We start from the raw sequence: 12,569 nt of genomic DNA on the forward strand, positions 1-12,569 counted from the left end.
GCCATATTCCGCCTATATCTGACTTTCAGCCAGCTGTTGGCGACTGTTCCACAAAGTAACTAGACGAAGCAAAATGAAACTGATGAGTAGAAGTACCGCTCCGACCAAGATTAACATGAGAGGACTGATAAGCAACATGCCGCTCGCCTGACCGGCAATCAGCGCGAGCAATGGAATCACGACCAATCCACCGAGTTGATAGGCCTCCTGAAATCCGCGTACCTTCGCCGATATCAGTACATTTAACAAAATGACCACAAGACTGCACGCCGGAACAACCCACAGAACGAGAATGATCCAGTTCAGATTGGGAAACATCCATGCTCCAAACATGGGGTACATGAGGATATTGGCAATGATGCCGTAGATAATGAAGGTAATCCAGGATAATAACAGAGAAGGAATAAGGGCAGCTAACACCTTGCCTTTAAACAACGTATCCATACTCATCGGAGTGAACAGAAGACCTTCCAGGGTCTTGCGTTCCTTCTCGCCTGCAAAACTGTTGGCCGTCAGAATGCTGGATGCCATCACTGGAATGATGAGAAACAGGGGCGCGAACATGTATAAGGCCAGGTAATAGACAATGCGGTGGTTATCCGTAGGCATTGAAGCAAGCTGCGGAATCCGCCCGGTATGGGTTAGGCTATCCAGCGTATCAAGCAGGAAGCTCATATTACCGAGGGAAGCAAGTTCCAACCTTGAGGCTGTCCAAATGAGTATCCCAGGCATGATGATCCCGATAACTAGTGGAACGATCAACATAGGCAGCCAGAGCTGCACGCTGGCCGTGATGGCTCGAATATCTTTACGAACAAGTGCACGTATGGCTTGTCTGTTATTCATGATGGTGTGCCTCCCTGATGGCAAAATAAATACTCTCTAGATCGCTGCCCGTAATCCGGGCCTGATAGACTTGTCCACGCTCTGTCAATTGTCGCAGCAGCAATGGAATATCTTCACGAGTTTGAAGCTGAAAAACGGCTTTGTTCGCGGAAACCATCTCCGGTGTATACCCTGCTACCGTTTGCCAGCCATTCGCCATGGTCGCTTCAACTTCAATCCGGGGCGAGGTCAGGTATCGGTTGATGATCTCCTGCTCCGTACCTTCCTCAACCTTGCGCCCCTTTTCCATAAAAATATATCGATCACACACGGCCGATAGCTGAGATAACACATGAGACGATACGAGAATCGTCATATGTTCCTCTTGATTTAGCCGACGGATGATTCGGAGCACCATCTGAATCCCATCCGGGTCAAGCCCGTTGGTTGGTTCATCCAGAAAGAGAATGGAGGGGCGGTGCAACAGCACCCGTGCTAGACCTACGCGTTTTTTCATGCCTGTGCTGTAAGTGCCTACTTTGCGATGTTGATATTCCTGCAATTCGAACAGATCCACAAGCTCATCAATCCGTGCTTTGGCGCGTTGTACACCGAAAGCTTCAGCGAAAAAGATCAGGTTGTCACGCCCGCTCATATTTTCATACAATCCGCTCTGCTCGGTTAATGTGCCGCAGAAGGCGAGTACGTTCTCCGTCTCACGGAAGGGATCAAGGCCGTTAATGCTCACTTGCCCATCCGAAGCTCCGAGAACACCGTTCATGATGCGGATCAGGGTGGTTTTGCCCGAACCGTTGGGACCAATCAGCCCGGTAACGCTGCCTTGTTCAACCGTGAAGCTGACATCGTTCAGTGCCTGATGCACTTTAAATTGTTTGGAAATGTTGCGAACTTCAATCATGTACATTCACCATCCGATCTGAGTTTGGAGATTATACGTCCAGATGAGCTATATCGTTCAAATGGAGGGCCAGAAAATAAAGATTCTCCGTCTTTAGTCCCAAATGTGAGCAGCAACTCCACCCTAAAGTCCGGCGAAATCGGGTCTAAGGTTTGTTTTCACTGTGGTCTATACCATGTATTCTAGTTAAAAGGATGCAATATCTCGTTTCATTGCCATCCATAACGTGGTAATTAGACTTAAGGCCTCTTACATATTATGAATGCCTGAATATTCATCTAACGCCGGTCTTGGTTAGCCAAGGCCGGTTTGACGTCGTTACTTGGCGTATCCATCCAATGGAACGCCTCATTTCTTGTGATTACATAACTATTTCGTCTAACACATCGTATGAACACTTCCAAGTAGGAAACATCAGATGGGTTTGGACCAGAGGAAGGTGAGCGGAATGACAGCATCCAATGAGTATCGCTTCCAGGTGAACCTGAGCGGTATGATCCAGATTTTATCGAACCATCTATACAGCAGCCCGAAAGTATTTTTACGTGAATTAATGCAAAATGCGACGGATGCCATTACAGCTCGAACAGAAGCGGAACCGGGATTCCAGGGTGAAGTACGTGTGGAACTGACAGGAACAGGCGAGCAGTTGACCATGATGGTGGAGGACAACGGCATTGGCTTGACGGAAGCCGATATCCATGAGTTTCTCGCGATGATAGGTCAATCCTCGAAGCGTGGGCAGCAGGCCTTGCTGGATGGAGAGACTTCGTTTATCGGGCGATTCGGAATCGGATTATTGTCCTGTTTCATGGTGAGTCATGAAATCGTCATGCTGACGCAATCCGCGAAGGGTGGACCTTCGATGGAGTGGCGGGGTAAGCCCGATGGAACGTATACGATTCGGCAATTGGAGACGCAGTTGTCTCCGGGAACGAAAGTATATCTGCGTTGTACACCGGACGCAGCACATTATTTTGAACCGGAATATGTGAAAGAAGCCTTGTTCTATTATGGAGCGTTGCTGCCTTATCCAGTCATTCTGCATAGTGACGGTGTTCAACATAACGTCAATAGCGAGTCACCGATCTGGTTGATGGAGCCTGAGCTTGCACGTGGACGCAGGGCGGAAGTGCTGGCTTTTGGTGAACGATTGCTTGGGGAGAAGTTTCAGGATTTCATTCCACTGACGACGGCTTCAGGCCGTACAGGAGGTATAGCTTTTGTACTGCCCCATGCTGTCAATCTGAATGCCAAGCGTTCTCACCGGGTGTACCTGAAGCGAATGCTGATCTCGGAGAAGGCGGAGAATATTTTGCCGGAATGGGCCTTCTTCGTGAAATGCCTAATCTGGACAGACGAGCTTCAACCAACGGCTTCACGGGAACATTTTTATGAAAATGAAAAGCTGGAAGAGGTTCGCTCCGAACTTGGCGATGCCCTTCGTAAAGGGTTGGCCGACATGGCTGAGAGCCAGACGGAACGGCTGCAAAAGCTGATTCGTCTGCATGCGTTGTCGATGAAAGCACTGGCTGTGCAGGATCAGGAGTTCTACGCGATGATTCACCGCTGGCTTCCATTTGAAAGTACACGTGGTCATCGGGAACTGGGCGAGTTGATGAGCGAGGGAGAGACGTTGTACTTCACTACCACGGTGGATGAGTATCGTCAGATTCATCATGTCGCGTCAGCCCAATCGATGTTGGTCATTAACGGTGGATACATCTACGACAGCGATTTGATGGCAATGCTGCCACAAGTGGTGCAGCATGTACAGACGCAGCGGTTGCAGCCGGATGAGGTATCCATGAGTTTCACCGATGTGCCACCAGCTGAACGGAATCAGTATTATGATGCCTTGCGTCTTGCGGATTCAGCTTTGCAACGTTTCCGCTGCCGTGCAGAGGTCAAGGGCTTCAAGCCAGCCGATTTGCCGGTGCTGTTCACGCTCTCGCAGGAGTCTTCCACGCTGCGTGCATTGGAAAAAGCAAGTGAGGAGAGTACAGAATTGTTCTCATCTGTCCTCGGATCATTGTCATCCGGCATTAGTTCCGCAGGTTATTCGACCCTGTACCTGAACATCAACAATCCAATTATTCAGCGGGTCCTGACTTCACCGGATGTCCAAATGACTCCGATTGCCATCGAGATGTTGTATGTCAATGCACTAATGATGGGGCATTATGCGATGAATCGGCAGGAGCTTGAGGTGCTGAATCAGGGCATCGTTCGTTTTATTGATTGGGGTTTGCGTGCGAATACAGACCGTAAGGGGGATGCCTGATGAAGACCGAAATGGATTTTGAGGATTTGATGGATGAAGCCTATGGCTTGCCTAATGGAACGGCGAAGCTTGGCATGCTGGAGGAAGCGGCAAGAGTCGCCGATGTGAATGGCATGGAGGAGGAAGCATACGAAGCGCGTTCAGAGATCGTGGAGACCGCGACATTTTGCGGTTATCCGATGAAAGCACTGATTGCTTTTTCCTGGCAGCTAGGCAAGTTTGATCAACAGCCTGAACGCTATGACGAAGAAACGTTAATGTGGTCATATAAATGGATTTTGGGTGAACTATCCAGCTTCCCGGAAGTGTCTCGCGATAAAATGATGGAGCTGCTGGAGGACTTTGGACGTCGCTTCAAATCATTTGGGTACAGTGAACGTTCGTATTGGTATTATCGATTCCGCATATCTATGGATCTTGGCGAGCTGGAGGAGGCAGGTACCAGCTATACGAAGTTCAGAAGTATGGATCGTGACTTTATGAGTGATTGTGAAGCCTGTGAGCAGGACGAGATCATGCGTTACTGGTTATTGGTAGGTGATGATGAGAAGGTATTGGAAGCGGCGAAGCCCATTTTGAAAGGGCGAATGAGTTGTGCCGAAATTCCGCACCTGACCTTATCAGAGATTTTGATGCCACTATACCGGCTTGGCAGGATTGATGAAGCTGACAAACATCAGGCGAAAGGCTATCGCATGATCAAAGGACATAATGATTTTGTGCAGAGCTTTGCTGAGCAGATGGATTATCTTGCACGCACGAACCCGGCGAAGGGCATCGATGTTCTGGAAGAAAACATAGTGCTTGCGATGGACCATGAAGATCCGTTTGCCAAAATGATGTTTTATGCCAGAGCAGCACAACTGTTGCGCCGCTGGGCTGATGAATCTCCAGGATACCGATTGCGGCTTCCCGCTTCATTCCCTTATGAAGGAGATCCAGGAGATTTGCGTAAACTGGTCGACTATTTTGCGGCATATGCCAAAGCGGCCGCAGACAAATATGACCAGCGGAATGGCAATCAACATGTCTCTTCCATGTTGAGCGAGGTATTTAATTCATAACTTGAGAAGACCTCTTAAGTATCATCGCACCATCAAATGGTACACCAGAAGGTCACCACGCTAGCCAAAACAGGCTTGTTCAGAAGGAGGGTTATCCTCCTTTGAACAAGCCTGTTTATCGTTTTTTATACCGTGAATATAAGGTTGGTGCTCCGGTTATTCAGGAGTTACGGTTGCAGGCGCGGTTGTATCTTCGGCAGGTTCCTCATCTGAGGAAGTTTCCGATTGCGGCTGCTTTGTCATCAGGTCAGCTACGATCTTGTCGGTTGGCTGTGTAAACAGCTGGTACATAATTGCTGCTTCTTCCTGGCGAATCAGTGGTTTGCGCGCAAGGAAATCGACTGATCCATCCTCCAGCACCTTCACTTCAGGACCGTGGATGCCTAGCTTAACCATCATCTGGATCGCAGGCACAGCCCAGGCATCTGTCTGCCCGGCCAGCTTCACATCCTCGAACAGTTCATTTGGATATTGCAGCTGGAGAGTTCTCCAAATCATCACCATAGCTTCCTGACGTGTGATGACCTGATCCGGTTTGAACTGTTTCTCATCCGCACCGGCGATCATGCCGGATTCATAACCTAGCTGAATGTAACCGGCAGCAGGGTGAGTTGCCCAGTCGGTATCCGCAGGTGGCGTCGTTTTGCTGGCTTTCAGCCCGCTCATTTTAAGGACATCCTCAATGAATTCAGCCCGTGTAACGGCATTTTTGGGTTGAAAAGCTTCACTTGCATCATTGGTATAGTATCCAAGGGATTGCAAACCATAGATGGCTTCAGCATAAGGACTATTCGCCTGGACATCCCGGAAGCCTTGGGGTTTATGCCCTTTTTTCTCATAACCCATTGGGTTGAGATAAGGTTCTTTCATATAGATGGTTCCATCAGCATTTTCCTTGAACGCCGTGAACTGGCCTGTTAATTCGTCCTTGAAGAGATTATCTTCAACCTGAATCAGGGTACGTGGGCCAAGGAAGACGTCGGAAATGCTCAATTGTCCAGGTTCTTTGCCGTCATCTTTCAGGGAACTAACAATGGTGCTCAGTCGCAGATCCGCGTATAGCCCAGCGAAGCGTTGCAGCTCATCCGCAGTTTGAGGTGTATAGTCCTTAAACTTGATGGGCTCCGCATATTGCGGGAAGAACGTTTGGATAAAGGCAGGATAGAAGAGATTACGAAGTGCTCCCGTTTGGTTGTAAGTAAGGAAGACACCTGTGTTTTGCTCGGGAATAAGGAATAGATAAGAGCTGAATCCGATTAGGTCACCAGCCTTGGTGATAATTTTGGAACTGCTGCCTGCACCCGGAAGCTGAAAAGCAGCTTCAAATCCATAAGTGGTATTGGGGAGCAGCGGATGAATGGAAGAACGGTATTGTTCCATGCTTTTTACCGTAGACTCTTTCCAAATACGTTCGTTATCCTTCACACCATCATTCAGGAAAGCAATCATGAAATTCCCAATATCCTCTGCCGTTGAGAGCATGCCGCCTTGAGGCATAGGTGTTGGGGAAAGGGTGTACAGGTCGAGTGGATTATGGGCCGCATCATAGGCTGTTGCAAGTTGGTTTTTGAACTTGCCGTTCAGCAAGAAACTGCTGTTATCCATACCCAGAGGTTTGAAGATATGCTGCTGCATATACGATTCAAACGGCTCGCCACTCACACTCTCCACAATCATGCCAAGCAGCAGGAAGGAGAAGTTGTCGTACATGTAGGCGCTACCAGGTTCTCTGACGACAGGTGGCATATGTAACTTGGCATAATCCTCCATCGATACACTTTTGTCAAAGTCATCATGGATGTCTTCCTGCTGTGGGTCGCGAATCTCGAATCCGGTGGTGTGTGTGAGCAGATTCTCTACCGTTACAGGTTTGTCAAAAGGATTATCGAATTCCAGTCCTTTCACATAGGTCTGGAAATCAGCCTTTAAATCCACCTTGCCTTGCTCTACGAGCTGCATGACAGCGGCTGATGTGAATGTTTTGGAGACCGAAGCGATACGAAAAGTGGTATTTTTCGGATCAACGGGCTCTTTGCTCTCCAGATCGGAATATCCATACCCTTTCTCTGCCACGACTTTTCCATCTTTGACAACGACTACGGAAGCACCAACATATTGGGCTTTCGCTTCGGCGGAATCAAAAAATGTATCCAGAAAGGCTGCGGCAGACTCTGTTGTCAGCGCTGTCACTTTTCCTTTTTCATTGACCGCAGCAGGTGTGGTCTCCGCCTGCACGGCGGGTGCCCATAGACTGAGGGACAGGACCAACGCCATGAACGCCCCTGTTATGGAGGTGAGCCTGAAGCGGGTGCTTCGATTGGATAAATGCATGTAAACACTCCTTCAAAAGAAAATTTTGTAAAAGGAACTCTCCTGTTTATTACTGATTACTGGCCCAATAGGTTTCAAGATAGTAGATTGTGATATCCATTCCTCAATAGAACTCACAACGATCAGGAGCAAAATACAGAATAGAGGAGCCGAATATTTAGGAGGCGTTTGCGCATGGTTGTGGTTCTCTTTGACCCGTTGACGGGCGAAGCGACTGCCGGAAAAATACGAGAGCGCCGATGCCCATCAATATATACAGACCAGCCATTGCATAAGAAGGCAGGAAGGCCCCAATCGTCAGCCCAAGACTACCCAGCAGAGCGGCTGCATTATAACTCATGCCGTCAGCAGCCATATAGGCAGCACGGTCAGATTCAGGAATCATGCCAGCAAGCATAACATGACGAACAGGCGCATACATGAGCTCACCGATGGTTAGCAGTACAGCGGATGTGATAAGCAGCCAGGCCCAATTGCTGAATGCGAGCACGCCAAATCCAGTAGTGTACATACACATGCCGACAGTCATAATAAATCTGGACTGGAACCGCCCCAGCCATTTGGAGAAAGGAATGGCCATGATTACGACGAGTACAGTGTTAATCGCCATGATCAGACTGAACATCTGCAGACCTGAGATATCCCAATGGAACAGTTGGGCGTTGAATTCACTTTTCAGACGAACGGCGATGTATTTATCCATTTGGAATTCCAACGAGACAGCCAGCACTGTTGCGGTGAAAAACACCATAAATCGTTTGTCCCTAAATACACCGCCATACGTTTTCAGTATATTCCTATTAATCGGGACATCAAGCTGATTGGAGTGTCTATTATCCATTGTTTCATGAATATATAACAACAGAATAAATAGTGTAACCAGGCTCTCTATGCATACCAAACTGAACAAAATGAAGCGGAAGGACTCGAACAATAACCCGCCCATTAGCGCTCCAATCGTAATGGCAACGTTGGTCGTCCAATATTGCAGCCCATACACATACTGACGTTTATGCTCACTACTCACGTCTACAATCATGGCATTGGCAATGGGCCCAGTAATGCCAGAACTGATGCTGCTAAGCAGAAACATGACACAAGTTAAAGGAACGGAGTCCATCCACGGGGAGTTGGCGGCAGCCAGCCAGAACAGGGCGAATACCTGCAATATTTGGGCGATGACCATCAGTTTCTTGCGTCCGACTCGGTCAGACCAGTATCCTGCGCCCAAGCCAACGATCATGGAGGCCACAATATTAACGGTTAACAGCATACCTGCCCAGCCTGCACCAATCTGGACACTCAGATAAATCGCCATAAAAGGAATAATGGATTTCTGAGTTAGATCCGTAAAAAAATCAGTAATGATACGAATCTTGATGTTGCGATGCAAATCAGTATATTTCATGTGCAGTTCTCTTCCTTCCCGCTGGTGTTGTCGATGTACCTGAGTATAATGGAGGAAAACCTGAAGAAAAACTGTAGAAGCGTACGAGTCAATTTCGTATTTTACGTAGGGGAAGGAAAGGCAGGGATAGTTGTGGAGGTTATGGATCATTATATTCAGCTTCGCATGGCCTTTTCGAATGTAGACGAAGAGGAAGAAATACATACAACGATTGGTGAACTGGCGAATCATTTATGTTGTACGATGCGCAATATGAATCTGATTATGAACAAATTTATGGATCATGGCTGGATCAGATGGAGCCCACAGCGCGGCAGAGGGAAGACATCAGTGCTCGTTTTTTGCCATTCTCTGTTACAGGCTGTTCAGGAACGATTCGACCGCCTGTTGCAAAGCAACAGGTTGGAAGAGGCCTATGCGCTGGCTTCGGCAATGCCGTTCTCGATGCGAGAAATATTGATGCAAGGGTTGCAAGGCCAGTTCGGTCTGCGTTCCGATCACGGCACTCAAGGAAGAGTTGATACACTGCGAATTCCTCAGGAGACGGCTTTTGAGACATTGGACCCAACCCGGGCTTACATGTGGGGAGAAGTTGGAATTGTTGCGCAGGTATTTGATCGCTTGGTGCAGTACAACGCTGAACGCCAAGTCTGTGAACCGAGTCTTGCCGTTGCATGGGAGAGCAACCCTGAGGGAACAGAGTGGACCTTTTATTTGCACAAAGGCATACTCTTTCACCATGGAAGGATGCTTGATGCAGAGGACGTAAGATATACATTTGAACGAATTATTTCCGATCAGGTGAACCCTTGCAAGTCACTGTTTGGTTCCATTCATCACATAGAAACGTTCGACGAGCTAACGGTGCGTTTTGTATTGCGGTTTCCCAACTTTATGTTCCCGGATCTGATGAGCAGTATGAATGCATCCATCTTGCCCCGTGATGTGGAGTTTGACCCGATGTATCCGATTGGTACCGGGCCGTACCGATTGACACGTAATCATCCCAAGCTGCTTGTGCTGGAGGTGTTCCCTTCCTATTTCAGGGGGCGGGCGTTTATTGATCGGGTTGAAATATGGCAGCTTTCCCAGACGGGTCGAGTGGAGTCGGCGATCAAACAGGACTTGTTTCCAGACGGACAAGCTCGCTTGATTCAACATGAGGTTCAGGGCGGTGTGTTTATGACTTTTAATATGCGAAAAGAAGGCCCACAGCAGGATTTATACTTTCGTCAGGCTGTTCAGCAACTAATGGATCCACAGGAGATGATGGGGGCATTGGCACACACAGGTGTACAGGCTGCATATAGCTTGGTTCGGGACAAGTCCAAGGAAAAGCAGATGCTTGAACGGATTGGATCGAAACCAACAGCGCTCTCAGCTGACTCTTCTCTCGTAAGAGCTTCAGAGTTGTTACAACGCAGCTGTTACGCAGGCCAGATCGTGAATGTGTGGGTAGAGGAAGGCGAGAAAATGGAGACGGACATGGCCTGGTTCGCACAGCGTTGTGCGCTTATTGGACTGAAAGTAAGTGTTACGCCAGGTAATCCGGTAGATGCCGTATACCATGATGAATTCGCCTCTTATGATGTGATTTATACGGGTGAAGTGTTCGATGAGCATGTGACGCTGAGTCTACTAACGATGTATACGTTCCATAATACGCTGTTCCTCATGGCACTGGATGACGAGCGAAAAAGCGAGCTGGAACGTGAATTCAGACACGTCGTCATGATTCAGGATAGTGCTGAGCGATTTCGTACGCTTATGAGTTTGGAGGAGCGACTCATTCAAGAGGCGCTGCTCCTGCCTACATACAGCTTTAGGGAAGAACATGCACACCACGTTTCGCTTCAGGATTATCGTGTCGTAGCATACGGTATGCCTGATCTGCGTCGATTGTGGGTGAAGAGAAGTCCAAATACAGAAGAAGATACTGCGAGTTATCCGGCGTATATCCCACTGTGGTAAAAAGTGTAGTTACTACAATGGGATAGGCCGGTGGAGGATGTTTTTATACTGAAGGTGTCTTTATAAATTCAATTGGACTCGTGCCAGGTTCCAGCAGCAGCGGAATGGAGAGAGAGCTTATGGTGTCCTCTTCATCCGTCTTAAACGTAAAAGTGATTTTCAAGCCAAACAGGACAAGCTCTACGGAAAACGTATCTTTTCCAGTGTATTCCATAGGCATTTCAATAGCATTCAATGTGGCCTGTAACCCATCATTCGACTGTTGAATAACGATTTCGCCGTAACCTGGATGGGTATAACTTCCCGCATACGCATGGATAGGACGATCATGGGGATGAACCTGAGTATCCACTGGTTTTTCCTCAACAGTGGTTTCTGGCGTAGTTGGTGTTTCTATGGTGTTTGTTGCTGCTTCGGAATCGGTTGATTCTCCAGTCATTAATTTGGCTAATCTCTCGCTCCAATCTACAGGTTCCAATTCAAGCAAACGATCAATAACGTTAAAAGAAATCGTGTAGGGAAGAATACTCCCATGGGTATTGCAAAGGACTACAACACCGATCTGTTCCTCCGGTAAAAAGGCGACCTGAGAAGCGAATCCATCAATTGCCCCACCGTGATGAATCATGGCGTGTCCGCGATAAGAATCAATCATCCAGCCCAGACCATACGTGCTAACAGGCAACTCTTTGCAGTAGAATGGTGAATCACTAGCCATTTGCGGGCTGTGTGTAATAGCCAACTGTTCTTTGGAAATCAGCTGTTTCCCACCCTGTTGCCCTTGATTCAATTGAAATTGCACCCAGACGATCATATCGACCAGATTGCTGTTAATGGAGCCAGCAGGCCCTACGGCATCTATTTTCCGAAAAGGTATCCGCGTATTCTCACCGTTTTGATCCATATAAGGGAAGGCGAAGTCAGATTGATTCTGCATCTCATCGATAGAGAAGACACTTGAATTCATACCAAGTGGGTTAAACAGGGACTCCTGGACAACATTCTCCCATGAAGTTCCTTTGAGTTGACCTACCAGATAACCAGCAGCCATATACATCAGATTCTGATACTGCCATTTGTTCCGAAAGTCTTCATTAGGCTCCAGATACTGAAGCGCGTTTACAAGTTCTTCTCTGCTCCTTGATGAGTTGTACCACACCATCTCGTGCCTTGGAAGTCCGGAGCGATGACAGAGCATATCTCGGATGGTGAGTCGTTCTGTAGCTACCGGATCGAACATTTTGAAGTCTTTCAAATACGTTCTGACAGGCGTGTCCCACTTCAGAATGTCTTGATCGACGAGAAGGGCGGCGGTTGATGCTGTGAAGGCCTTGGTACTTGAACCGATCGCGAATAGGGTACGGGGTGTAACTTCAAGCTTGGACTCCAAATCGCGATAACCGTATCCTTTTTGCAAAATGACTTCATCCTTGTAGATAACCGCTACAGCCACACCTACTCCTTTCCAACGTTTAAGCTGCTCTTCCACAAAATCATCCAATCCATTCAGCAATGAGTGAAGGTAGGTTGTGTTCATTATTTTCCTCCAATTTAAAATAGAGTTGTACATCAAATTAGCTACATATTAGTGTTATGTAATTAAATGGGTTGGGTTGTTATCTGTATTTACTATGAAGAATCTGGTTGGATTTTACATCCTACCCGAGACTGATTTTGTTACCAGATAGGGTATTACAGCATTGGATGATGCAATGCTTGTCAAACTAGTCCGCATATATCGAACAAGTCCCTCATAACATGTACTAA

General features: G+C 47.7%; 8 protein-coding genes. 3 read left to right on the forward strand and 5 right to left on the reverse strand.

Translation table 11 applies throughout. From position 1 onward, the window contains the following. Positions 1-12: 12 nt before the first annotated feature. Together HP548_RS30075 and HP548_RS30080 are read right to left on the reverse strand one after the other, a co-directional pair. A complete protein-coding gene (locus HP548_RS30075; protein ID WP_076291550.1) occupies positions 13-846 on the reverse strand; it encodes an ABC transporter permease in 834 nt (277 codons plus the stop codon). Further along, on the reverse strand, positions 839-1,744 hold the full coding sequence (locus tag HP548_RS30080; protein ID WP_175383716.1) for an ABC transporter ATP-binding protein: 906 nt from the start codon (positions 1,742-1,744) through the stop codon (positions 839-841). Before HP548_RS30080 ends, HP548_RS30075 begins: the two co-directional genes overlap by 8 nt. 448 nt (positions 1,745-2,192) lie before the next feature. On the opposite strand from HP548_RS30080, the gene HP548_RS30085 reads away from it, so the two are divergent. Continuing rightward, positions 2,193-4,028 (forward strand): HSP90 family protein, encoded by a 1,836-nt coding sequence (locus HP548_RS30085; RefSeq protein WP_076291552.1) that lies wholly within the window; start codon positions 2,193-2,195, stop codon positions 4,026-4,028. After that, positions 4,028-5,092 carry a hypothetical protein gene (locus HP548_RS30090; RefSeq protein WP_076291553.1) on the forward strand — a complete coding sequence of 355 codons (1,065 nt, stop codon included), beginning with the start codon at positions 4,028-4,030 and terminating at the stop codon, positions 5,090-5,092. The genes HP548_RS30085 and HP548_RS30090 overlap by 1 nt, the downstream gene beginning before the upstream one ends. A gap of 156 nt (positions 5,093-5,248) precedes the next feature. On the opposite strand, the gene HP548_RS30095 is transcribed toward HP548_RS30090, so the two are convergent. Continuing rightward, positions 5,249-7,423, reverse strand: coding sequence for a serine hydrolase (locus HP548_RS30095; protein WP_175383717.1), 2,175 nt, complete (start codon positions 7,421-7,423; stop codon positions 5,249-5,251). Positions 7,424-7,580: 157 nt separating this feature from the next. After that, positions 7,581-8,831 carry an MDR family MFS transporter gene (locus HP548_RS30100; RefSeq protein ID WP_175383718.1) on the reverse strand — a complete coding sequence of 417 codons (1,251 nt, stop codon included), beginning with the start codon at positions 8,829-8,831 and terminating at the stop codon, positions 7,581-7,583. Between HP548_RS30100 and HP548_RS30105 the strand changes: the two genes are divergently transcribed. Continuing rightward, on the forward strand, positions 8,811-10,802 hold the full coding sequence (locus tag HP548_RS30105) for an ABC transporter substrate-binding protein (RefSeq protein WP_217504864.1): 1,992 nt from the start codon (positions 8,811-8,813) through the stop codon (positions 10,800-10,802). The genes HP548_RS30100 and HP548_RS30105 overlap by 21 nt on opposite strands. 43 nt (positions 10,803-10,845) lie before the next feature. On the opposite strand, the gene HP548_RS30110 is transcribed toward HP548_RS30105, so the two are convergent. Further along, complete coding sequence (locus tag HP548_RS30110) at positions 10,846-12,339, reverse strand: serine hydrolase (RefSeq protein WP_175383720.1); 1,494 nt, start codon at positions 12,337-12,339, stop codon at positions 10,846-10,848. Positions 12,340-12,569: the final 230 nt, after the last annotated feature.

This window comes from Paenibacillus taichungensis (assembly GCF_013359905.1).
Lineage (GTDB): Bacteria > Bacillota > Bacilli > Paenibacillales > Paenibacillaceae > Paenibacillus > Paenibacillus taichungensis.